The sequence below is a fragment of the Streptomyces sp. NBC_01476 genome, assembly GCF_036227265.1.
In the GTDB taxonomy this organism is placed as follows: Bacteria; Actinomycetota; Actinomycetes; order Streptomycetales; family Streptomycetaceae; genus Actinacidiphila.
The window spans coordinates 2,513,679-2,536,032 of record NZ_CP109446.1 but is presented as its reverse complement, the minus strand read 5'-3'; the positions used below and the strand labels follow the sequence as shown (position 1 = coordinate 2,536,032).

Below are 22,354 nucleotides of genomic sequence, written 5' to 3'. Positions count from 1 at the left end.
AGCTTTGGTTCAAACGAATTCGGGGGGTGTTCCCGCCGGGCTCAGCGCCCGCAGGTGCGGCCGGTGTTGAGGCAGCGCACCACTGCGGCCATCTGCTGGTCGGAATCCGGCGCACCCCCACTGCGCGTGCGCCTGGGCGAGCCCCACGGTCGCGGCCACCGGGTCGCCGGTGATCATCCGCAGGAACCTCGGCATCGCCACGACGTCCCCGGCCGGACTGCCGTGGTACTCCACCGTCACGGCGGCCGGCGGCAGGATCCGCCCGAGGTTCCCGTCGTGGCCGCCGCCGACCGCGTGCGGGTCGGTGCCCGGCCGGTCCTGGCGGCGCAGCACGGGCCAGAAGTACGTGGACCGGTCGCCGTCGGTGCAGGTGGTCGCCGCGGCGGCGAGGCTCGCGTCGGTGGAGAAGGCGGTGGTGGACAGGTTGCCGACGTAGTCGTGGGTGTGGTGGGCACCGCCCGCCAGACCGGGGGAGACCACGAGGTTGTCGGCGTTGCGGTGGTTGTCCGTGTCCCGCCCGCACTGCTCGCTGAAGGTCCCGGTGGACGCGTCGGGTCCGGGTACGGGCGCGGGGGTACGCGGAACCTGCCGGATGTGGGTGAAGTCCGCGGGGAAGGGCCCGGTACGGGGGGCCGCGGCCGCTGCGTGCCGGGTGCTCGTACCGGTGATCAGCAGGACAGCGACGCTGAGGGCCGCGACGGCGAATGCGGTGAGGGACCAGGTGGCCGTCCCGGCGCCGAATCGTCTTTTCACGGAGTCGAGCGTTCCACATGCCGCCGGCCCACCGGGAATCCGGTGGGCCTGCGGGCCGGGCGGGGGGCTCGGGGGTGCCCGGCGGGGGAGGGGCGGGGCGGGGCCGTGCCGGAGGGCTCGGCGGTGACCGGTGGCCGGTGGCCGGTGCCTGGTGGCCGGGTGCCCGGTGCCCGGTGGCGGGTGCCTGGTGCTCAGCCGCCGAAGCGGACCGAGGCGATGGGCTGGCTGAAGCCGATCGCGGTCAGGTCGTTGACCGAGTCGGTGATCAGCGCGGAGTCGCCGGTGCAGTCAGGGCCGGTCCAGATCTTGACCGGGCCGCCGGAGAGCTGGAGCGACAGCGCGGTGAAGGGACGGCCCAGGTTCTGGCAGCCGGGGCCGGAAGCGCCCACCGAACCGTTGGGCTCGGTGAGGTTCTTGCCGCTGTCCAGGATGACGCTGCCGTTGCCGAGGGTGTCGGTACCGGTGGTGGCCGAGGGGGTCGCCGACGGGGCGGCGCCGCCGTCGTCGGTCACCGCGGGCAGCACCTTCTGGCCCTCGGGGGAGACCGCGAACCAGGTGCCGCCGACGCCCTCACCGCTGGTCTGGCCGGGCACGGTGTCTTTGCTGAAGCGGTAGACCGGCCAGCCGCCGAGGGTCACCTGCAGGTTGCCGTCGTCGCGGCGCACCACGCCGACCTTCGACTTGGGCACGCCGTTGAGGAAGATCTTCGATCCCGGGTGGACCAGCACCGGGGGCCAGGTCTTGGCGCAGTCGCCGTTGCAGGTGGACTTCGACGGGTTGGCGGAGTCCTTGTCCCAGCGGTAGAGGGTGAAGCCGGCCGCGTCCCGCACGATCGGGTTCAGCCCGCCGGACGCGCCGGCCGTGAGCTGCACCCACTGCATGGCCGCCTTGTCGGACCGGGAACCCTTGTAGAGGTCACCGGTGTTCGGCGGCGCGTTGTGCTGCGCGGCCGTGCCGTTGGTGTAGTCGACCCCGGTCGTGCCGTCCTGCCCCTGCTGGGACGGGCCGGCCTTCCCGCCGTCCGGCGTCACGCCGAACCATGTCCCGCCCACGCCCTGCCCGTTGGTCTGCCCCGGCGCGGTGTCCTTGCTGAACTTGTAGACCGGCCAGCCGCCGAGGGTCACCTGGAGCTTGCCGTCGTCGCGGCGCACCACGCCGACCTTGGACTTCGGCACGCCGTTGATGAAGATCTTCGACCCGGGCTGGACGAGGACCGGCGGCCAGGTCGTGGCGCAGTCGCCGTTGCAGGTGGACTTCGAGGGGCTGGCGGTGTCCTTGTCGAACCGGTAGAGGGTGAAGCCGGCGCCGTTGACCACCACCGGGTTGAGGTTCCCCGCCGAACTCGCCTTGAGCTCCACCCACTTCATCGCGGCGGCGCTGTCGCTCGCCCCGTGGAAGAAGTCCCCGGTGTTCGCAGGGGCGTTGTTGTCCTTCGCCGACCCGCTCTTGAAGGCGAGCGAACCGAGCAGCTTCGCGAAGGAGTTCGCCTTCCCGGTGGCAGCCGCGGGCGCGGAGGACGCCGGGGCTCCGCTGTCCGTGTCGGGCCCACAGGCGGTCAGGACGATCGACCCCGCGGCGATGAGGGCGGCAAGTCCGGCCAGGCGAGTGCGGTTCATGGGTTCTTCCTCCGATGTACCCGGTGCGGTGACCCTTCGTGGTCAGCCGCTCGGACAGGTACACGGCCGCCCCCGGGAACTCGTTCAACCAATCCGCCCCCCGCACGCGCCCGTTGCCCACCCGCAAGCCCACCGTGACATCGTCACGACCACGTCACCGCCGTACCCTCCCGAAGGGGGACAGAACGGAGGAGCGGGGATGAGGGCGGGGACAGGGATGGGGACAGCGGCGGGGCCGGGCGGGAATCTGGCCGCTGTGCTCGAAGCGCTGGCGCGGTGCGTGGGGACGGACCCGGTGGACGCCGCGGACGAGCACGAGCGCTGGGGGCTGTATGCGCGGGCGGCCGGGGCGGACCGCTGCTCCGGGCAGCTGTTCGAGGCGGTCGGGCTGGAGCCCGATCCGAACGTCGCACTGGGGATCGTCCTGCGGGTGATGGGCGAACTCACCCCGGCGGCCAGGACCGAGTGGGTCGCACAGCTCTCGTCGGAGCGCGACCGTGCCTACGCGGCCCGGCGGGCGGCGGAGACCGGGATCCTCCAGAGCGGCTCCGTGGCGCGGCTGCTTCAGCGGGAGCGGATCTCGGCGGGCGCGGAGGACTTGTGGTCCGACTGGCTGCAGCTGCGCCTCGCGGAGTGCTCCGGGGAAGTGGTGGTTCTGCGGAGGCTGGCCATGAAGGGCCGGACGAAGAGGATCAGACGTCTCGCGTCCCGGCGGCTCCGGACAGCCGAAGCGGCTGGGGAGGCGGGGAGTTGAGCGCGGAGGTGGTCCGCGTGGATGTGGGACGGTTGGTCGGTTCGCGGGGGTGGGTTTCACCTGAACGGGGGGTGGGGCGGGGGGAGTCGAACGGTGTTGGGCGGAGGCGTAGTTGTGCACTGGGGGAGTGCGCGAGGGGGTGGGGGCGCGGTGACTGTGACATCCGCTCTCCGATGAGGAGTTGATCCTGGTTAGGGTGGCGGAGTGACGCATCCGACACCCAAGACGCAGCCGACCGACCAGCCCGCGCGACAGGGCCACCACCCGAGCGAGCAGACCGGCCGGCCCGCGCCAACCCGCGCCGCCGCGGACACCCCTCCCGCGGAGAACGGTTCGGCGGACGAAGCCGCCACCCCCAGCGCCGCGGCCAAGAAGTCCGCGGTGAAGAAGTCAGCCGCCAAGAAGTCCGCTGCCAAGAAGACGACGGCGGCGACAGCCAAGAAGGCCGCGACCGCGAAGAAGACGGTGGGCAAGAAGGCGACCAGCGGACCGGCCGCCCGCGCCGAAGCCGCCGCCGGGGGCGCCCCCGTGAAGCGCGCCGCCGCGAAGCAGCCCGCCGCGAAGAAGGCCGCCACCGGGCGGACCACCCAGGCCGCGTCCCCGAAGAGGCCCGCCGCCAGGAAGACCTCCGCTCAGGAGCCGGCCGGCAAGACGGCGGCAGCCCGGAAGTCGCCCGCGCGGAAGACCGCCGCGAAGACCACCGCTCCCCGCAAGACCACCGCTCCCCGTAAGACGGCCGCCAAGACCACGGCGCCCCGGAAGACCACGGCCCCCCGCAAGACCGCCGCCAACCCCGTCGCCCCCCGGCCCCCGCGCGGGAGCGCCCTCCAGGCCGCGTACCTCCGCAACCCGCACCCCTTCGGCGACGTCATCGCCTTCACCGCCGAGGACGACGTCTGGGTCGCGCCGCTCGACGGCGGGCGGGCGTGGCGGGTGAGCGCGGACAACATGCCGGTGGGCCGGCCGCGGATCGCGCCCGGCGGGGAACTCCTCGCCTGGACCTCCACCCGGGACGGCGCCCCCGAGGTGCACGTGGCACCGCTCGACGGAGGACCCTCGACCCGGCTCACGTACTGGGGCAACGCCCGTACCGCCGTACGTGGCTGGACCCCCGGCGGCGAACTCGTCGTGGTCACCGCCGACGGCCAGGCCTCACTGCGGCGCACCTGGGCCCGTACCGTGCCGCTGGACGGCGGCCCCACCCGCACCCTGCCGTACGGCCCGATCGGTGACGTCGCGTACGGCCCCGGCGGCGCCGTCCTGCTGCAGTCGGCGACGATGGGCCGGGAGGCCGCGTACTGGAAGGGCTACCGGGGCGGCACCGCCGGCAAGCTGTGGCTCGACCCGGACGGCAGCGGCGGCTTCCACCGGGTGCACGCCGGCCTCGACGGCAACATCGAGTGCCCGATGTGGGTCGGCGACCGCATCGCCTTCCTCAGCGACCACGAGGGCGAGGGCGCCGTCTACTCCAGCCTCCCCGACGGCTCCGACCTGCGCCGGCACACCCCGCTCGGCGGTTTCTACGCCCGCCAGGCCGCCACCGACGGCACCCGCGTCGCCTATACGTCAGCCGGCCGGCTGCACCTCCTGGACGACCTGGCCTCGCCGCCCCGCCCCCTGGACATCCGCCTCGGCGGCCAGCGCACCGACCTCCAGCCGCACCCGGTCCGCGCCGCCCACCACATCGGCGGCGCCCGCCCCGACCACACCGGCCGCGGCAGCGCCGTCGAGGTCCGCGGCACCACCCACTGGGTCACCCACCGCGGCGGCCCGGCCCGCGCGCTCGCCGCAGAACCGGGCGTACGCACCCGCCACCCGCGGGTGTTCTCGCAGGGCGGCGACGGCGACCAGCAGGTGGTGTGGGTGACCGACGCCGAGGGCGACGACGCCCTCGACATCGCGCCTGCCACCGGCCTCGAAGCCGGCACCGCGCCCCGGCGCCTTGCCGCGGGCCGCCTCGGCCGCGTGCACGAGCTTGAGGTCTCCCCCGACGGCCACCGGATCGCGGTCGCCTCGCACGACGGCCGCGTCCTGCTGGTCGAGACGCAGACAGGCGAGGTGCGCGAAGTGGTCGACGCGGAGGCCGGGGACGCCTCCGACCTGGCCTTCTCGCCCGACTCCGGCTGGCTGGCCTGGTCCCACCCCGGCCCCGGCTCGCTCCGCCAGATCAAGCTCGCGTCGACCTCCGACCTGACCGTGGTGGACGCGACCCCGCTGCGCTTCAACGACTTCGCGCCGGCCTTCACCGCCGACGGCCGGCACCTGGCCTTCCTCTCCGAGCGTGCCTTCGACCCGGTGTACGACGCGCACGTCTTCGACCTGTCCTTCCCCAACGCCTGCCGCCCGTACCTGATGACGCTGGCGGCCACCACACCCTCGCCGTTCGGACCGCAGCGGCACGGCAGGCCGTACGACGACGAGGGCGAGGAGGACGGGCCCAAGGACGGCACCGCCGCGGAGGACAACGACGCCGAGGACGGCGACGGCAAGGGCGCGGACCGGCCGCGTACCCCCGCCACCAAGGTGGACGCCGAGGGGCTGGCCGACCGGATCGTCGCCTTCCCGGTCGAGGCCGGCCGTTATTCGAGCCTGAAGGCGGCCAAGGGCGGGGTGCTGTGGCTGCGCCACCCGCTGGTCGGCATGCTCGGCTCCTCGCTGGCCGGCCCCGACGCGCACCCGCCCACCACGGTGCTGGAGCGGTACGACCTGGTGCAGCTGCGGACCGAGCTGATCGCCGACGACGCCGACGACTACGCGGTGACCGGCGACAGCACCAAGGTGCTGCTCGCCCACGGCGGCCGGCTGCGGGTCGCGCCCGCCGACAGCAAGGCGGACGACGACTCCGACAGCTCGGTGACCGTCGACCTGTCCAGGATCCGCGTCACCGTCCGCCCCACCGACGAGTGGCGCCAGATGTACGGCGAGACGCACCGCCTGATGCGGGACAACTTCTGGCGCGCGGACATGAACGGCGTGGACTGGGAGGCGGCCGGCGAACGCTACCGGCCGCTGCTGGACGCGATCGCCACCCACGACGACCTGGTGGACCTGCTCTGGGAGCTGCACGGCGACCTGCGGACGTCGCACGCGTACGTCTCCCCGCCCGGCGGCTACCGCGACCCGCTGCACCGGCAGGGCCTGCTCGGCGCGGACATCTCCCGTACGCGGGAGGGGGGTTGGCGGATCGACCGGGTGCTGCCCGGCGAGTCCTCCGACCCGCACGCCCGCTCCCCGCTGGCCGCGCCGGGCGTGGCGGTCAAGGCCGGGGACCTGCTGGTCGCGGTGGACGGGCACCCGGTGGACCCGCTGGCCGGGCCGGGGCCGCTGCTGGTCGGCACCGCGGGCAAGCCGGTCGAGCTCACCGTCGCCCCGGCGGCGGGCGGTCCGCTGCGCCACGTGGTCGCGGTACCGCTCGCCGACGAGGAGCCGCTGCGCTACCACGACTGGGTGGCCGGCCGGCGGGCGTACGTGCACGAGGTGTCCGGCGGCCGGCTCGGCTATCTGCACGTGCCGGACATGGTGAGCAGCGGGTGGGCCGAACTCCACCGGGACCTGCGGGTCGAGGTGGCGCGGGAGGGACTGGTGGTGGACGTCCGGGAGAACCGCGGCGGCCACACCTCGCAGCTGGTGATCGAGAAGCTGGCCCGCCGGATCGTCGGCTGGGACCTGCCGCGCGGCGGGCACCCGTTCAGCTACCCGCAGGACGCGCCGCGCGGGCCGGTGGTCGCGGTCGCCAACGAGTTCTCCGGCTCGGACGGCGACATCGTCAACGCGGCGGTACGGGCGCTGGGCATCGGCCCGGTCGTCGGCACCCGTACGTGGGGCGGTGTCATCGGCATCGACAGCCGTTACCACCTGGTGGACGGCACGGGGGTCACCCAGCCGAAGTACGCGTTCTGGCTGGAGGGTTACGGCTGGGGCGTGGAGAACCACGGCGTCGACCCGGACGTCGAGGTCGTCCACACCCCGCAGGACTGGGCGGCTGGCCGTGACCCGCAACTCGACACGGCGGTCACCCTGGCGCTGACGGCACTGGAGGAACACCCGGCCAAAACCCCACCGCCCCTTCCCCCACTGCCACGGCGCCCCTGACCACGCCCTGGGCTGGGCCTGATGCCGGGCACCGGTCCGCGCGTCAGGCCTCCCGGGCGGCGGTGAGGCCGGTGCCGCGGCGCGAGGCCACCGCGCAAGCCGCCGCGGCTCCCCCGTGCGTACGCGCGGGGCGCGTCCCCGTGCCCCCGGAGGGATCTTGCGGCCGGTAGCATGCGAGCGATCGGGACGTATGCCGCGTGGGCGAAGGAAGGGAGCCGTCGAGATGGCGGGAGAACCGCAGGCCGACTGCCTGTTCTGCAAGATCGTCACAGGGGAGATCCCGGCGACGATCGTCCGGGAGACCGACACCACGCTCGCCTTCCGCGACATCAACCCGCAGGCGCCGACCCACGTGCTGGTGATCCCGCGGGTGCACTACGCCGACGGCCCCGCGCTTGCCGCGGGCGACCCCGCCGCCGCCGCGGACGTACTGCGCGAGGCCGGCGAGGTGGCGGTGCAGGAGAAGGTCGCGGAGACCGGCTACCGGATCATCTTCAACACCGGCCCGGGCGCCGGCCAGACCGTCTTCCACGCGCACGCCCACGTCCTGGGCGGCCGGGATCTCCAGCGCCTGGTCGTCTGAGCATGCGCGAACTCGTCGTCCTGGGCACCGCGAGCCAGGTCGCGACCCGGCAGCGCAACCAGAACGGTTACGTGCTGCGCTGGGACGGCGAGGGCATCCTCTTCGACCCCGGCGAGGGCAGCCAGCGCCAGATGCTGTACGCCGGGGTCGCCGCGCACGACCTCACCCGGATCTGCGTCACCCACTTCCACGGCGACCACTCGCTCGGCCTCGCCGGGGTCATCCAGCGGATCAGCCTCGACCGGGTCCCGCACCCCGTCACCGCGCACTACCCGGCAAGCGGCCAGGCGTACTTCGACCGGCTCCGGCACGCCACCGCCTACCACGAGACCGCCGACCTGCGGGAGGAGCCGGTCGCCGCGGACGGCCCGATCGCCACCACCCCCTCCTTCACGCTGACCGCGGCCCGTCTCTCGCACCCGGTCGAGTCGTACGGCTACCGTCTCACCGAACCTGCCGGCCGCCGCCTGCTGCCCGAGCGGCTGGCAGAACACGGCATCAGCGGCCCGGACATCAGCCTTCTCCAGCGCGAAGGCACCCTGAACGGCGTGGAGTTGGCCGATGTCAGCGAGCCCCGCCCGGGCCAGGTCTTCGCCTTCGTCATGGACACCCGCCTCTGCCCCGCCGTCCCCGCCCTCGCGGCCGGCTGCGACCTCCTCGTGATCGAGTCCACCTTCCTCGACGAGGACGCCCGTCTCGCCGACTCCTACGGCCACCTGACGGCCGGCCAGGCCGCCACCGTGGCCCGCGACGCCGGCGTCCGCCACCTCGTCCTCACCCACTTCTCCCAGCGCTACACCGCCCCGGAACCCTTCGAACTCCAAGCCCGCGCGGCCGGCTTCACCGGCGACCTCACCATCGCCCACGACCTGATGCGCATCCCCGTCCCCAAACGCCGCTGACCCCCGGTCCAGGCGGGCGCGGACGCCTTCAGCACGCGGACACGGCGGGACCGCGGGAGAATTCAGGACCCACGTGACAGCGCACACCAGATACCGCGAACGGACCATCGGCGCAGCGGCGGTGCCCGAACCCGCACTGCGCCCGGCCGCCCGCCCCGCCCCCGGCCTCAACGTGCTGCGGAACTCCCGGGTCTACGCGGACGCCCGGGGGCTGGTGGTGCGTGACCGGTCCGGTGCCGAACGCACCTACCCGATCGGTGAGACCGGCATCCGTCGAGCCGTGTTCACCGACGCACCGGAGCCGCCCGTCGGCGGCGCGATGACGACCGCCTCAGCGCCCGGGAGTTGGGGCCGGCTGGAGTTCCGTACGGAGCAAGGACATTGCCTGCTGCGGCTCGAACTCGCCGACTGCCTGCCGGAGTCGGCGGCGTACGCCGGCAGTCCGCCGAGCGGCGAACGCCTGCTCGCCCTGACCGGCGCGGCCGGCCTGCTCGCCGCGTCGCGGCTGCCGCTGACAACCGTGCGGCAGCCCGACCCGGCGCCGTCGGCCCCGGGCGCGGACCGTGCTCCCGGCCGGATGCTCCCGCGCTGGAACACCCTGGGCCGCGGAGTCGCCGTCGCCGTCTGGTTCGTCGCCTTCGCGGTGGCGATCCTCCCGGTCGACCACCCGCCGGTCGCCGCACGGGTGGTGGCCGCGGGCGCCGCGCTGCTGCTCCCGCTGCTGACCCTCGCGGCCCGTGCCCTGGCCGCCGACCGCGAACGGGCGGCGACCGGGCAGGCGGCGACCGGGCCCGGGGCGGTACGGATCGCGCCGGTTCCGGCAGCCGGCGCCGGGATGACCGTGCGGTGGGTGCGGGCCGCAGCGGTCCGGGTCCAGGAGCGGGACCTGGTGCTGGTCGATCAGCGCGGTCAGGAGCGGTGGCTGCCGCGCCGCGGCCCGCACCGGGTGGCCACGCTGGTCCGGGTCGCTCCGCCCGGCAGCCGCGAACCCTCCGGGGTGGAAATCCTTGACGCCCAGGGCGAATTGCGTGGTGCGCTGCCGTGGGCGAGCTGGTTCGGGGGGCCCGGGGGTGCGGCCCGGTTCGGGGAGTTGGCCGATGCAGCGGGACTGCCGGTCGGGGAACGTAGCGAAGAGGGGTGGCCGCAGCACCCGGTGGCGCTGCACGACACCCTGGTGCCGGTGCTCTCCGGTCGCACCGTCCGCCGGGCCACCCGCTTCCCGGACAGCCGGTCGGGCGGCGCCGGCACCTGGACCGCGGCCGGCGCCGCGGCGGCGGCCCTCGTCCTCAACGCACTGACCGACGCCCACCCCACCGCCCGCGCCCTCGGCGCCGCCCTCGCCGCGGGCGCCCTGGCCGGCACCCTCGTACCGCTCGCCGCCCACCACCTGCACGGGCTACTGCGCCTGGACCGTCGGGAGACCCCGGCATGACGCCCGCCGGACAGCCCGTCCCGCCGGGGTCAGGGGAGGTAGTACATCGGGTTGGGGAGCTTGAAGGACTTGTCCGCGTAGCCGCCGGAGAGGTCGCTGTACTGGTCGCCGAAGTTGCCGACGATGTCGTAGCCGAGGGACTCGATGTGCTTGCGGGTGCCGGACTTGTACTCGATGGTCGTACAGGTGGCGCCGCAGGGGAGGTAGGCGGGCGGGGTGGTGCTGTTCTTCAGGTAGAGGTGGGCGGTGTCGGGGACGGACTTGTAGCCGACGGCGGAGAGGTTGCGTACGGTGTCGGCGCGCTGGGCCTCGGGGCGGCCGGTGATCCAGAAGACCGTGATGCCGTGCGCGGCCGACCAGTTGGCCACGGCGTCCATGCCGAAGACGGTCGGCATGGTCTTGTTCGCGATGTACGCCGAGTTGGTGGCCGGGGTGTAGTTGAACCCCACCTCCAGCTCGTAGTTGTAGGTCAGCAGGCTGGTGTCGTCCACGTCCAGGACGATCGCCGGCTTCTTCGCCGGCTTGCCGTGCTGGCCGTGGCCGCCGTGCTCGTCCTTCGTGACCTTCGCGAGGTAGGACGTGGCCTGTGCCTCGATGCCGGCCACCTGCTTGGCGTAGTTGCTGGTGGGCGAGGCCTGGTGCTCGCCCGAAGCGTCCACCGTGTCGCCGTAGTACGCCTTGATCTCGTTGACGACGTCCGTCAGGTTGGGGATCGTCTTGTCGCTGCGGGGTACCGAGTTGTCCGCGGTCGCGGCGCCGACACCGTAGAACGTCGCGCCCAGCGTGACCGCGGCGGCGGTCACGGCGAGCGTGCGGGTGCGGGCTGACAGGCGGGCACGGGGCATGGCGGTGCTCCTTCACTTCGTTGGTGCGGCGGAATCTAGACCCCGGCATCAGAGCAGGTCAAGGGTTGTCTACGCGCGTGGTGACACAACAGTCGCAGATCGGTCGTTTCCCTTGTGTTACGCCCCAGTTCAGAGGTGGTTCACCAGCCGGCGGCGGTCAGAATCCGGTCCGCGACCGCCGCGGAATCCACCAGCGGGTGCAGCGCGAGCGCCCGCAGCGCGGCCCGGCGCGAACCCGTCGTCGCCGCCTCGACCGCGGCCCGCTCAACGGACTTGACGGCGAGCATCAGCCCCGCCTGATGCTCGTCCGGCGGCGCCACCGGCAGCGGCCGCGCCCCGAACGCACCCACCTCGCACGGCACTTCCACCACAGCCGCCGCGTCGAGGAAGGAAACCGCCCCGTTCCCGGGCACGTTGAGGATCAGTACGGTCCGCTCGTCCCGGGCGATGGCCCGCATCAGCGCCAGCGCCACCCGGTCGTACCCGCCGCCGTCCAGGTCGTGCGGGTCCCGCTCCCAGCCGCCGGTGGCCGCGCGGTTCTCGGCCATGTAGGTCTCCTCGCGCTCGCGCCGGGTGCCCTCCCACAGGCGGTACGCGTCGGCCGGCGCCCGGTGCGCCGCGGCGAAGAAGGCGGACTGCTGGCGGTCGAGGAACTCGCCCCGGGTCGCCGGGGCGGCCCGTACGGCGGCGAGCGCCTCCCGCTGGAAGTAGTAGTAATGCAGGTACTCGTTGGGCAGCGACCCCAGCGCCGCGAGCCACGCGGGCCCGAAGAGCCGGCCCTCCTCGAAGCCGGCCAGCGCCGCCGGGTCGGCGAGCAGCGCGGGCAGCAGGTCCCGGCCGCCGACGGTGAGCCGGCGCAGCCAGCCGAGGTGGTTGAGGCCCACGTAGTCGTACCCGAAGTCCGGCGCGTCCGGATCGGCGCCGGCCGCCCGCGCCGCCCGCCGGACCAGGCCCACCGGCGAGTCGCAGATCCCGATCACCCGCGGGCCCAGCACCCGCGCCATCGCCTCGGTCACCATGCCCGCCGGGTTGGTGAAGTTGATCACCCACGCCTCCGGCGCCAGTGCCTTCACCCGCTCGGCCACCGCCATCGCGACCGGCACCGTCCGCAGGCCGTAGAGGACCCCGCCGGCCCCCACCGTCTCCTGCCCCAGCACGCCCTCGGCGAGCGGCACCCGCTCGTCCGTCACCCGCCCGGCCGTCCCGCCGACCCGCATCGCCGAGAAGACGACATCGGCCCCGCGCAGCGCCTCGTCCAGGTCGGAGGTGAGGGAGACCACCGGAGCCCGCACCGCCCCCGCCGAAGCAGCGGAAGGAGCCCGCACCGCCCGCGCCCCCCGCACCGCCCCAGCCGCCCCCGCCGCCGCCCCCGTCCCCGCCGAAGCCGGGGAGACCCGCGGAGCACCCCCCGCCCCGCCCTCCTCCCACGCCGCCCGCTGCGCCGCCAGCACCGCCCCCACCACCCGCAGCCGCAGCTCATCCGTGTCGTGCAGGACCAGCTCCGTCACCAGCGGATCGCCGAGCAGCGCCCGGTGGACCAGCGGGACGCGGAAGCCGCCGCCGCCCAGAATGGTGAGCTTCACGCCGACTCCGTCCCCGAGCTTCCTGGGCACTGTCAGTGCCGTCGTGCACAGTGTGATGCATGGACGACCAGCCCGTTCTCGACCCGCTCGGCGCCCTGCGCGCCCCGGGGGATCCGGCGACCGACGTCTATCTGACCGGCACCGTGTTCCTCGACATCATCTTCACCGGCCTGGACAGCGCACCCGTCCGCGGCACCGAGTCGTGGGCCCGCGGCATGGGCTCCAGCCCCGGCGGCATCGCCAACATGGCCACCGCGCTGGCCCGGCTCGGCCTGCGCACCACCCTCGCGGCGGCCTTCGGCGACGACATGTACGGCGACTACTGCTGGGACAGCCTGCAGGACGGCGAGGGCATCGACCTCACCCCCTCCCGGCGTATCCCCGGCTGGCACTCACCGGTCACCGTCTCCATGGCGTACGAGGGCGAGCGCACCATGGTCAGCCACGGCCACCAGGCGCCGCCGCCCGAGGACGCGGTGCCGGCCTGCCCGCCGCCCGCCCGGGCCGCCGTCGCCTCACTCGGCCGGCGCAGCGAGGAGCCGGCCGGGCGGGACTGGATCGCCGAGGCCGCCGCCTCCGGCACCGCCGTCTTCGCCGACGTCGGCTGGGACGACTCCGGCCGCTGGGACCCCGCCGACCTCGACGGCCTGCGGCACTGCGCCGCCTTCCTGCCGAACGCCGAGGAGGCCATGCGCTACACCCGGGCCGCCACCCCGCGCGAAGCCTGCCGCAAGCTCGCCGAGCACGTACCGCTCGCCGTCGTCACGCTCGGTGCGCAGGGCGCCTGCGCGGTGGACTCGGCCCACGGCGAGATCGCCGAGGTCCCCGCGCTGCTGGTCGAGGCGATGGACCCGACCGGCGCCGGGGACGTCTTCGTGGCCGGATTCGTCACCGGCTCGCTGGCCGGCTGGCCGCTCGCCGACCGGCTCGCCTTCGCATCGCTGTGCGCGGCCCTGTCGGTCCAGGAGTTCGGCGGCTCGCTCTCGGCCCCCGGCTGGATCGAGATCGCGAGCTGGTGGCAGCAGGTCAAGGCGTACGCGGGCGAGGAACTCGCCGACCGGGAGGCCCTGCGCCGGTACGCCTTCCTCGAAGACCTGCTGCCCACCGCCACCCGCCCCTGGCCGCTGCGCCGCGCGGTGCCCACCATCGGCTTCCGACCGGCGTGACACCGCGGCCCGGTCCGCGGGTAATTTCCCGTGGCAGGCCCGGCGCCAAGCCGTACCCTTGGAACCCCGGAGCCTTCCGGGCCCATCGATCAGCAGAAAGCGGGATGAGCAGGCCCTAGCGCCGGCCCATGACTCAGACACCGACAAAGCAGCAGCCGCAGCCGCCCCAGCAGGCGCGCGCCCACTTCGTCGTACCGGCCAAGCACCCCATGGTGACCGTCCTGGGCTCTGGAGACGCTCTCCTGCGCGTCATCGAGCACGCCTTCCCGGCGGTCGACATCCACGTCCGGGGCAACGAGATCAGCGCGACCGGCGCGGCCGACGACGTCGCCCTGATCCAGCGGCTCTTCGACGAGATGATGCTGGTGCTGCGCACCGGCCAGCCCATGACGGAGGACGCGGTCGAGCGGTCCATCGCCATGCTGCGGGCGGACGCCGACGGGGCCGAGACCCCCGCCCAGGTGCTCACCCAGAACATCGTCTCCAGCCGCGGGCGCACCATCCGGCCCAAGACGCTCAACCAGAAGCGGTACGTCGACGCCATCGACAAGCACACCATCGTCTTCGGCATCGGCCCGGCCGGCACCGGCAAGACCTACCTGGCGATGGCCAAGGCGGTCCAGGCCCTGCAGGCCAAGCAGGTCAACCGGATCATCCTCACCCGCCCCGCGGTCGAGGCCGGCGAACGTCTCGGCTTCCTGCCCGGCACCCTGTACGAGAAGATCGACCCGTATCTGCGCCCGCTCTACGACGCCCTGCACGACATGCTGGACCCGGACTCGATCCCCCGGCTGATGGCGGCCGGCACCATCGAGGTCGCCCCGCTGGCGTACATGCGCGGCCGTACCCTCAATGACGCGTTCATCATCCTGGACGAGGCGCAGAACACCAGCGCCGAGCAGATGAAGATGTTCCTGACCCGGCTCGGCTTCGACTCCAAGATCGTCATCACCGGTGACGTCACCCAGGTCGACCTGCCGGGCGGCACCAAGAGCGGGCTGCGGCAGGTCCAGGAGATCCTCTCCGACGTGGAGGACGTGCACTTCTCCCGGCTCACCAGCACCGACGTGGTCCGCCATAAGCTGGTCGGACGCATCGTGGACGCTTACGAGGCGTACGACAACGCGCAGGCCGACGAGGAGAACGCGGCCGGCGGCGGCCGCAACGGCTCCAGGCCCAAGAGAAAGTAACCGGCTTCAGCATCATGGCGATCGACGTCAACAACGAGTCCGGCTGGGAGATCAACGAGCAGGCGGTCCTCGACATCGCCCGCTACGCCCTCCAGCGCATGCGCATCCATCCGCTCTCCGAACTGTCGGTGATCGTCGTGGACGCCGCCGCGATGGAGCAGCTGCACCTGCAGTGGATGGACCTCCCGGGGCCCACCGACGTGATGTCCTTCCCGATGGACGAGCTGCGTCCCGGCAAGGAGGACGAGGAGCCCGCGCAGGGCCTGCTCGGCGACATCGTGCTCTGCCCGGAGGTCGCCAAGAAGCAGGGGGAGGAGGCGCCGACCAAGCACTCCATGGACGAGGAACTGCAGTTGCTCACCGTCCACGGCGTCCTCCACCTGCTCGGTTACGACCACGGGGAGGCGGACGAGAAGGCCGAGATGTTCGGCCTGCAGAAGGCGATCCTGGACGACTGGCGGGCCGAGCACGGTATCGAGGGCGAGTCACCCGCCCCCACCACCCACTGACGGCGACGGTCTGCCGACGCCATGATCGTCTCCGCCGTACTGCTCGTCATCGTCGCCTGGCTCGCCGCGTGCGCCGAGACCGGCCTGGCCCGCGTCTCCCGGTTCCGCGCCGAGGACGCGCTGCGCTCCGGGCGCCGCGGCGCCGCCAATCTGCTCGCCGTCGCCTCCGACCCGACCCGCTACCTCAATGTGGCGCTGCTGGTCCGGGTCGCCTGCGAGACGGCCGCCGCCGTACTGATCACGGTCGTCTGCGACCGGCACTTCGACGCCACCTGGGAAGTCCTCAGCGTGGCGATCGGCGTGATGGTGCTGGTGTCGTACGTGGCGGTCGGCGTCTCGCCGCGCACCATCGGCCGCCAGCACCCGCTGAACACCGCGACCGCGGCCTCGTACGTCCTGCTGCCGCTGGCCCGGGTGATGGGCCCGGTCCCCGGACTGCTGATCCTCCTCGGCAACGCACTGACCCCCGGAAAGGGCTTCAAACGCGGGCCGTTCGCCAGTGAGGCCGAACTGCGGGCGATGGTGGACCTGGCCGAGTCGGAGTCGCTGATCGAGGACGACGAACGCCGGATGGTGCACTCGGTCTTCGAACTCGGCGACACCATCGTGCGCGAGGTGATGGTGCCGCGGCCCGAACTGGTCATGATCGAGCGGTTCAAGACGGTCCGTCAGGCGATGACGCTGGCGCTGCGCAGCGGGTTCTCCCGGATTCCGGTCACCGGGGAGAGCGAGGACGACGTGGTCGGCTTCGTCTACCTCAAGGACCTGGCCCGCCGGGTGCACATCAACCGCGAGGCGGAGAACGATCCGATCACCTCGCTGATCAGGCCCGCGGCGTTCGTGCCCGACACCAAGAACGCGGGGGATCTGCTGCGGGAGATGCAGCAGCAGCGGAACCATGTGGCGGTGGTGGTGGACGAGTACGGGGGCACCGCGGGGATCGTCACCATCGAGGACATCCTGGAGGAGATCGTCGGCGAGATCACCGACGAGTACGACCGGGAGACCCCGCCGGTGGAGGAGTTGGGCGACCACCGCTACCGGGTGACGGCCCGCCTCGACATCGGGGACCTCGGGGAGCTGTACGGGGTGCTGCTCGACGACGACGACGTCGAGACGGTCGGCGGTCTGCTGGCCAAGTCGCTCGGGCGCGTGCCGATTCCCGGGGCGACGGCGGTGGTGCCGCTGCCGGAGGACGGCACCGGGGTGGCGATGGCGCTGCGGCTCACCGCGGAGACGCAGGCGGGGCGGCGGAACCGGATCGGAACGGTCCTGGTCGAACCGGTCACCCCGGCCCCCCCGCCGGCCCCGTCCTGACCCCCCGGGCGGGTGCCCTTGCGGGCGGCGGTTGCTTTTAGGGGCGCTGGGGGTACCCCCGGACGAAGTCTGGGGGAGGAACTGCGCGGCCGGCCGTCGACGGGCTGGGCGTCGTCACCGGCCCGAAGGGGCAGTCGCTGTCGTTTCCGGATCACCGGCCGGTGGTGGGTTGCTCGCGCAGTTCCTCGCGCCCCTTCGGGGCACGGGCATTCCGCGGAGGGGTATGCGGTGCCCACCAGGGGCGCTGGGGGAGGAACTCCGCCCTTCGCGGGGCACCGCCGCCCTGCGCGAGCTGTACGCCGGGCTGCTCGCCGCCCAGCCCGTCTTCCAGGTCGAGGACCCGCTGCCCACCCTGATCAGCGGCGACCTCGCGCTGACCTCGACCAGGCCGAAGGACGGCACCGCGGGCCGCGTCCAGGTGGCCCGCCGCCAGCCGGAAGGCCACTGGCTGCGGGTGATCGACCGCCCGGAGTCGTGACCTGAGCGCAATGTGACGACCCGTCAGAAACTCAACTGGCCGAGCATGCCGAGCAGATTGGCACTCGCCGAGTCGATGGAGCCGGCCAGCCCGGTGTCGGCCAGATAGAAGCCGAAGGCGCCGCAGGCCAGCGCGTGGGTCGGTTTGAGTGAGCCCTTGCGGTGGAGGAAGAAACCGATCGCGGCCAGCGCGATGACGAGGGGCATATGCACAAGCACGATGAATCACCTCTTACGCGGACACTGCTCACCTCAGGCTAGGCGAGGGTCGCGCTGTGCGCATGCGCAGTCACGCCGAGTGCGTCCTGGCGGTCGGCGGGGCCGGGCGCCGGGCCCCTTGCCGAAGCCGGCCGGGGCCCCGCGCCTATGATCACCGCCATGAGCGCATCAGAGCCGCAGGCCACCCTCGACCCCGAAGACCGCAAGCTCATCACGCTGGCCAGGTCGGCCCGCGCCCGGAACGCCGTACCCGAGGGCGCGGCCGTACGCGACGAGACCGGCCGTACGTACGTGGCCGGCACGGTGGCCCTGGACTCCCTCGCCCTCACCGCGCTGCAGACCGCCGTCGCCATGGCGGTGGCCAGCGGGGCGAGGTCCCTGGAGGCGGCGGCGCTGGTCAGCGCGGCCGACCGCCCGGCGGCCTCCGACCTGGCCGTGGTGGGGGACCTCGGCGGTCCCGGCACCCCGGTGATCCTCGCGGGCCCGGACGGCGAGCACCGCGCCACCTTTCCCACGGGTTCCTGACCTCCGTGAGCAGCCGCGTGCCACGGGTCCCGTGGGGGCGGGGAAAAGCGCTCCGCTCCCGGTAGGCCGGCGGTACGGCCCGGCGGTACGGCCTGCCGGTGCGCCCCGGCGCCCGCGTCCCCGCGGGACTCCCCGATCGGGGAGAATGGGCCGCATGAGCGCTCGTACCCCCTCTTCCGGCATCCCGGCTGCAGCCGCCGGCACCCCGCACCGGTCCGGTTTCGCCTGTTTCGTCGGCCGCCCCAACGCCGGCAAGTCCACCCTCACGAACGCTCTCGTCGGCCAGAAGGTGGCGATCACCTCCAACCGGCCGCAGACCACCCGGCACAGCGTGCGCGGCATCGTCCACCGCCCCGACGCGCAGCTGATCCTCGTCGACACCCCTGGCCTGCACAAACCCCGCACCCTGCTCGGCGAGCGGCTCAACGACGTGGTCCGCACCACCTGGGCCGAGGTCGATGTGATCGGCTTCTGCATCCCCGCCGACCAGAAGCTCGGCCCCGGCGACACGTACATCGCCCGTGAACTGGCCGGCATCAAGAAGACCCCGAAGGTGGCGATCGTCACCAAGACCGACCTCGTCGACTCCAAGCAGCTCGCCGGACAGCTGATCGCGATCGACCGGCTCGGCCAGGACCTGGGCCTGGAGTGGGCCGAGATCGTGCCGGTCTCGGCGGTCGGCGACCAGCAGGTGGGCCTGCTCGCCGACCTGCTCATCCCGCTGCTCCCCGAAGGCCCCCAGCTCTACGCCGAGGGCGACCTCACCGACGAGCCCGAGCAGGTCATGGTCGCCGAGCTCATCCGCGAGGCCGCGCTGGAAGGGGTCCGTGACGAACTCCCGCACTCCATCGCGGTCGTCGTCGAGGAGATGATCCCGCGCGAGGGGCGTCCCGCCGGCAAGCCGCTGCTCGACATCCACGCCAACCTCTACATCGAGCGCCCGAGCCAGAAGGGGATCATCATCGGGCCGAAGGGCGCGCGCCTGAAGGAGGTCGGGACGAAGTCCCGGCACCAGATCGAGGCGCTGCTGGGGACGCCGGTCTTTCTCGACCTGCATGTGAAGGTGGCGAAGGACTGGCAGCGCGACCCGAAGCAGCTGCGGAAGCTCGGCTTCTGAGAGCCCGCGCTCCTCAGCCTCGGGCGGTCTTCCGCGGCGGCGGCAGATAGGGGCCGGGGCCTTTGAGGATGCGGTGCACGGGAGCCGTCTCGGTGCGGCGGATGCCGGGGAGGGCGGCCACCGGGCCGGTGAGGTAGCGGTAGAGGGCGCCGGGGTTGTCACAGGTGATGGCGGCGTAGACGTTGGCCGCGCCGGTGGTGGCGCAGGCGAAGGCGACCTCGCGGTGCCCGGCGAGCGCCGCGCCCACCTCGGCGAGGCGGGCCGGTTCGACCTCCAGCCAGAGCCCGGCCCGCAAATCCCCGCCCAGCGCGTCGAAGTCGAAGTCGAGGTCGTAGTAGAGAGCCCCGCTGGAGCGCAGTTCCGCGAGCCTGCGCCGTACGGTCGTCTGCGACCACCCGGTGGCGGCGGCCAGTTCGGCCGCTGAGGCCCGGCCGTCGGTGGCCAGCAGCTCCAGCAGCCGGTGGTCCCCGGGGCCGAACGGCAACGGTTCGGTGGCCTCCGCCACCCGGCGCGCGGGTGCGTCCTGCGGGGTGAGCGCCTCGACCTCGGCCGGTGTGAGCGGCCCGGCCCGGCTCACCGGGCTCAGATCCTGCCCGAAGAAGACGTGCAGCATCGCGTTCGCGGTCACCTGGACCACCCGCGGGGTACGCGGCAGCTTCTGCAGCAGCAGCGCGTCGTCGTGGCCGGGCCCGGCGGCCTGCACCAGGCAGGAGATCTCGGTTCCGCCGGAGATCAGACTCACCCAGCGGGTGTCGGTACGCCGGGCCAGCGCCTCGGCCACCGAGGCAGCCGCGTCCGGCGCGCACCGCACCCGGACCAGCCAGGGCGTCAGCCCGGTCCGCAAGGGGTCGAGCAGGCCGAGCACCCGCAGGAAGCCCGCCGAACGCATCCGGCCGAAGCGGCGGGCCACCGTCTGGTCGGAGACGCCCAGCACCTCGCCGATCCGGCTGAAGGCCGCCCGCCCGTCGACCTGGAGCGCCTGCACGATGCGCCGGTCCAGCGTGTCGAGTGCGGACAGCGCGGCCCATCCCATGTCGGATTCCATCAGCCCAGGATAGAAGATGTCGGATTCCGCTGCGAGGGGGCCGCTGGCTGTGGTGGGGGCGGGGCGTTACCGGAGGGTGGGGACGTGGGCGCGGGCGGGCCCGACGCGGACCTGGCCCCGGGCTCTTCCGGGGGCCACGGTCTGGAGTCCGGGCTCTGCGGTCCGGGGGCCACGGGCCGGTCCTCGATCCGGGCGGCCTCCGGAACCTGCCCCGCCTCCGGAACCCGCCCGCTCCCTCAACCCCGGAATCGCCGCACCTCATGAAACGGAACGGAGTCCCACGCCATGCGTAAATGGCTGCCCCTCGTGGCGATCTGCCTGGGCGCCTTCATCCTGCTGGTCGACGTCACGATCGTGAACGTCGCGCTGCCCCGGATGGCGGACGACCTCGACGCGTCCTTCGCCTCCCTCCAGTGGGTCATCGACATCTACGCCCTCGCGCTCGCCGCGCTGCTGATGGTGACCGGCTCGCTGGCCGACCTCTTCGGCCACCGCCGGCTGTACGTCCTCGGGCTCGGCGTCTTCGCGCTGGCCTCGCTGGCGTGCGCGCTGGCGCCGAACGCGGCGGCGCTGATCACCGCCCGGGCGGTGCAGGGCGTGGGCGGCGCGGCGATGTTCGCCACCTCGGCCGCGCTGGTCTCGGCCACCTACCACGGCCGGGACCGGGGGACCGCCTTCGGCGTCTGGGGCGCGGTCAACGGCGCCGCCGCCGCGGCCGGACCGATCGTCGGCGGCCTGCTCACCCAGGGGTTCGGCTGGCAGGCCATCTTCCTGGTGAACCTGCCGATCGCGCTGGCCGCGATCCTGCTCTCGCTGCGGGCGCTGCCCGTCGGTTCCGCCGCCAGGACGGCGGCCGGGACGGGCGCCCGGCTGGACCTCCCCGGCGCGGTGACCTTCACCCTCGCCGCGGCGGCCGTCACGTACGCGCTGATCCGCGGCGGTGAACACGGCTGGAGCGACGGGCTGGCGGTCGGCGCCTTCGTCGTCGCCGCGCTGGCCGCGGTCGGCTTCGTGGCGGTCGAGGCCCGCAGCGCGCACCCGATGCTCGACCTGGCACTGCTGCGGCGCCCCTCCTTCGCGGGCCTGCTCACCGGTGCGCTGCTCTACCAGCTCGCCGCGTTCAGCGGCCTGGTCTTCGTCTCCCTCTGGCTGCAGAACATCCTCCACCTCAGCCCGGTCCGCGGCGGCCTCGCCCTCATGCCGCTGGCCGGCACCGCGTTCGTGGCCGCGGCGGTCGCGGGACGGCACATGCACCGCTTCCCGCCGCGGGTGCCGATCGGCGGCGGGCTGCTGCTCATCGCGGCGGGCTCCCTGCTGCTGTGGGCGACGGTCCACCCCGGCTCCGGCCAGACGTCCCTCTTCGCGGGCCTCGCCGTGACCGGCGTGGGCGTCGGCCTGGCCACGCCCGTCATGGTCTCCGCGGCGGTCGAGGCGGTGCCGCCACGCCAGGCGGGTATGGCGGGCGCGGCGATCAACACCTTCCGCCAGCTCGGCATGACCCTGGGCATCGCCCTGTTCGGCGCGGTCTTCACCGCCCGCCTCCGCGACGTCACCTCCGCCGGCGGCACCATCCACGCGGCGTACGCGGCCGGCATCGACCGCATCTCCCTCTTCGCCGCCCTCGCCGCGGCCCTGGGCGGCACCCTCGTCCTCACCACCCTCCACCGCACCCCCCGGAACTCCCCCGACCCCCACCCGCCGTCCCCCACCCCGACCCCGGAACAATCAGCCACCCACTGACGGCCTTTCGGGGGTGGGGGAGAGCGGCAGATCCCTCATTCCCGGGCGTGTTCACCGCACAACGGCCAGGGGAAAGGGGGCGGAGGAGGAGACTGACCGGGACTCTTCCGAAGGGTGGCGGGCGTGGACAGGACATGGGTGGTGGGGCTGTCGGTCGCCGGGATGGTGGTGGTTGTCACCTTCGTCGTGGCGATCCGACTGGCCGTCAGGCTCTTCCGCGCGCGGCGCCTGCTGGCCGCGTCACAGATCCCCTTCTCCAACAAGCTGATGTTCTGGGCGTCCCTGGCCTATCTGGTGTCGCCGGTCGACCTGCTGCCCGACCCGATACTGCTGGACGACATCGGTGTCCTGATGCTGGCCCTGCGCTCCCTCCACAAGGCGGCCCTCAAAGCGGGTGTCCTCGGCCCGGGCGGGCCGGCCCTCAGGGACACGGACCTCGGCGCCCCCGGGCCCGACCGCCCCAAGCTCGGCCCACGGCGCCGGTAGCCG

The 22,354-nt window shown here is 73.3% G+C and carries 20 protein-coding genes; 14 read left to right on the top strand and 6 right to left on the bottom strand.

The genetic code is table 11. The annotated features are described in order from the left end of the window. Positions 1–9: 9 nt before the first annotated feature. Complete coding sequence (locus OG552_RS11430; protein ID WP_329131871.1) at positions 10–753, bottom strand: DUF1996 domain-containing protein; 744 nt, start codon at positions 751–753, stop codon at positions 10–12. Positions 754–944: 191 nt separating this feature from the next. After that, positions 945–2,369 carry a hypothetical protein gene (locus OG552_RS11425; protein WP_329131869.1) on the bottom strand — a complete coding sequence of 475 codons (1,425 nt, stop codon included), beginning with the start codon at positions 2,367–2,369 and terminating at the stop codon, positions 945–947. 199 nt (positions 2,370–2,568) lie between these two features. Between OG552_RS11425 and OG552_RS11420 the strand changes: the two genes are divergently transcribed. From OG552_RS11420 to OG552_RS11400, 5 genes are all read left to right on the top strand, one after another. Further along, positions 2,569–3,123, top strand: coding sequence for a hypothetical protein (locus OG552_RS11420; protein WP_329131867.1), 555 nt, complete (start codon positions 2,569–2,571; stop codon positions 3,121–3,123). A gap of 870 nt (positions 3,124–3,993) precedes the next feature. Beyond that, on the top strand, positions 3,994–7,215 hold the full coding sequence (locus tag OG552_RS11415; protein ID WP_329140734.1) for a S41 family peptidase: 3,222 nt from the start codon (positions 3,994–3,996) through the stop codon (positions 7,213–7,215). A gap of 223 nt (positions 7,216–7,438) precedes the next feature. Next, positions 7,439–7,798: a histidine triad nucleotide-binding protein gene (locus tag OG552_RS11410; RefSeq protein WP_329140732.1), complete on the top strand. Its 360-nt coding sequence runs from the start codon at positions 7,439–7,441 to the stop codon at positions 7,796–7,798. After that, positions 7,795–8,700 carry a ribonuclease Z gene (locus OG552_RS11405; RefSeq protein ID WP_329140729.1) on the top strand — a complete coding sequence of 302 codons (906 nt, stop codon included), beginning with the start codon at positions 7,795–7,797 and terminating at the stop codon, positions 8,698–8,700. Before OG552_RS11410 ends, OG552_RS11405 begins: the two co-directional genes overlap by 4 nt. Before the next feature lie 73 nt (positions 8,701–8,773). Continuing rightward, positions 8,774–10,132, top strand: a complete 1,359-nt coding sequence (locus OG552_RS11400) for a hypothetical protein (RefSeq protein ID WP_329131865.1) — start codon at positions 8,774–8,776, stop codon at positions 10,130–10,132. A 29-nt stretch (positions 10,133–10,161) separates the two neighbouring features. On the opposite strand, the gene OG552_RS11395 is transcribed toward OG552_RS11400, so the two are convergent. Both OG552_RS11395 and OG552_RS11390 read right to left on the bottom strand, forming a co-directional pair. Next, positions 10,162–10,977 carry an HAD family acid phosphatase gene (locus tag OG552_RS11395; protein ID WP_329131863.1) on the bottom strand — a complete coding sequence of 272 codons (816 nt, stop codon included), beginning with the start codon at positions 10,975–10,977 and terminating at the stop codon, positions 10,162–10,164. Positions 10,978–11,117: 140 nt separating this feature from the next. Continuing rightward, positions 11,118–12,560, bottom strand: a complete 1,443-nt coding sequence (locus OG552_RS11390) for a family 4 glycosyl hydrolase (protein WP_329131861.1) — start codon at positions 12,558–12,560, stop codon at positions 11,118–11,120. 59 nt (positions 12,561–12,619) lie between these two features. Here OG552_RS11390 and OG552_RS11385 point away from each other — a divergent pair, with 59 nt between their 5' ends. The 5 genes from OG552_RS11385 (at position 12,620) to OG552_RS11365 (ending at position 17,220) form a co-directional block, all read left to right on the top strand. Further along, entirely contained in the window at positions 12,620–13,726 is a 1,107-nt protein-coding gene (locus OG552_RS11385; RefSeq protein WP_329131859.1) for a carbohydrate kinase family protein, read from the top strand. A gap of 128 nt (positions 13,727–13,854) precedes the next feature. After that, entirely contained in the window at positions 13,855–14,916 is a 1,062-nt protein-coding gene (locus OG552_RS11380; protein ID WP_329131857.1) for a PhoH family protein, read from the top strand. A gap of 14 nt (positions 14,917–14,930) precedes the next feature. Next, positions 14,931–15,425, top strand: coding sequence for an rRNA maturation RNase YbeY (gene ybeY / locus OG552_RS11375; RefSeq protein WP_329131855.1), 495 nt, complete (start codon positions 14,931–14,933; stop codon positions 15,423–15,425). A gap of 21 nt (positions 15,426–15,446) precedes the next feature. Further along, positions 15,447–16,742 (top strand): hemolysin family protein, encoded by a 1,296-nt coding sequence (locus OG552_RS11370; protein WP_329131853.1) that lies wholly within the window; start codon positions 15,447–15,449, stop codon positions 16,740–16,742. A 223-nt stretch (positions 16,743–16,965) separates the two neighbouring features. Then, positions 16,966–17,220: a nuclear transport factor 2 family protein gene (locus OG552_RS11365; protein ID WP_443070914.1), complete on the top strand. Its 255-nt coding sequence runs from the start codon at positions 16,966–16,968 to the stop codon at positions 17,218–17,220. A gap of 23 nt (positions 17,221–17,243) precedes the next feature. Here OG552_RS11365 and OG552_RS11360 read toward each other — a convergent pair whose 3' ends face one another. After that, entirely contained in the window at positions 17,244–17,426 is a 183-nt protein-coding gene (locus OG552_RS11360; RefSeq protein WP_329131851.1) for a hypothetical protein, read from the bottom strand. A 159-nt stretch (positions 17,427–17,585) separates the two neighbouring features. Between OG552_RS11360 and OG552_RS11355 the strand changes: the two genes are divergently transcribed. Beyond that, positions 17,586–17,963, top strand: coding sequence for a cytidine deaminase (locus tag OG552_RS11355; protein WP_443070913.1), 378 nt, complete (start codon positions 17,586–17,588; stop codon positions 17,961–17,963). 154 nt (positions 17,964–18,117) lie between these two features. Next, positions 18,118–19,080 carry a GTPase Era gene (gene era / locus OG552_RS11350; protein WP_443070912.1) on the top strand — a complete coding sequence of 321 codons (963 nt, stop codon included), beginning with the start codon at positions 18,118–18,120 and terminating at the stop codon, positions 19,078–19,080. Positions 19,081–19,093: 13 nt separating this feature from the next. On the opposite strand, the gene OG552_RS11345 is transcribed toward era, so the two are convergent. Then, positions 19,094–20,125 carry an Lrp/AsnC family transcriptional regulator gene (locus OG552_RS11345; protein ID WP_329131845.1) on the bottom strand — a complete coding sequence of 344 codons (1,032 nt, stop codon included), beginning with the start codon at positions 20,123–20,125 and terminating at the stop codon, positions 19,094–19,096. Between the two features lie 285 nt (positions 20,126–20,410). Between OG552_RS11345 and OG552_RS11340 the strand changes: the two genes are divergently transcribed. Beyond that, on the top strand, positions 20,411–21,865 hold the full coding sequence (locus OG552_RS11340; protein ID WP_329131843.1) for an MFS transporter: 1,455 nt from the start codon (positions 20,411–20,413) through the stop codon (positions 21,863–21,865). Between the two features lie 123 nt (positions 21,866–21,988). Further along, on the top strand, positions 21,989–22,351 hold the full coding sequence (locus tag OG552_RS11335; protein WP_329131841.1) for a YkvA family protein: 363 nt from the start codon (positions 21,989–21,991) through the stop codon (positions 22,349–22,351). The last annotated feature ends 3 nt before the right edge of the window (positions 22,352–22,354 follow it).

Coding starts and splice junctions, on each gene's coding strand:
- OG552_RS11425 (WP_329131869.1), bottom strand. CDS start 2,369: ATGAACCGCACTCGCCTGGCCGGACTTGCCGCCCTCATCGCCGCGGGG.
- OG552_RS11420 (WP_329131867.1), top strand. CDS start 2,569: ATGAGGGCGGGGACAGGGATGGGGACAGCGGCGGGGCCGGGCGGGAAT.
- OG552_RS11410 (WP_329140732.1), top strand. CDS start 7,439: ATGGCGGGAGAACCGCAGGCCGACTGCCTGTTCTGCAAGATCGTCACA.
- OG552_RS11395 (WP_329131863.1), bottom strand. CDS start 10,977: ATGCCCCGTGCCCGCCTGTCAGCCCGCACCCGCACGCTCGCCGTGACC.
- OG552_RS11385 (WP_329131859.1), top strand. CDS start 12,620: ATGGACGACCAGCCCGTTCTCGACCCGCTCGGCGCCCTGCGCGCCCCG.
- OG552_RS11380 (WP_329131857.1), top strand. CDS start 13,855: ATGACTCAGACACCGACAAAGCAGCAGCCGCAGCCGCCCCAGCAGGCG.
- ybeY (WP_329131855.1), top strand. CDS start 14,931: ATGGCGATCGACGTCAACAACGAGTCCGGCTGGGAGATCAACGAGCAG.
- OG552_RS11370 (WP_329131853.1), top strand. CDS start 15,447: ATGATCGTCTCCGCCGTACTGCTCGTCATCGTCGCCTGGCTCGCCGCG.
- OG552_RS11365 (WP_443070914.1), top strand. CDS start 16,966: ATGCGGTGCCCACCAGGGGCGCTGGGGGAGGAACTCCGCCCTTCGCGG.
- OG552_RS11360 (WP_329131851.1), bottom strand. CDS start 17,426: ATGCCCCTCGTCATCGCGCTGGCCGCGATCGGTTTCTTCCTCCACCGC.
- OG552_RS11355 (WP_443070913.1), top strand. CDS start 17,586: ATGATCACCGCCATGAGCGCATCAGAGCCGCAGGCCACCCTCGACCCC.
- era (WP_443070912.1), top strand. CDS start 18,118: ATGAGCGCTCGTACCCCCTCTTCCGGCATCCCGGCTGCAGCCGCCGGC.
- OG552_RS11345 (WP_329131845.1), bottom strand. CDS start 20,125: ATGGAATCCGACATGGGATGGGCCGCGCTGTCCGCACTCGACACGCTG.
- OG552_RS11340 (WP_329131843.1), top strand. CDS start 20,411: ATGCGTAAATGGCTGCCCCTCGTGGCGATCTGCCTGGGCGCCTTCATC.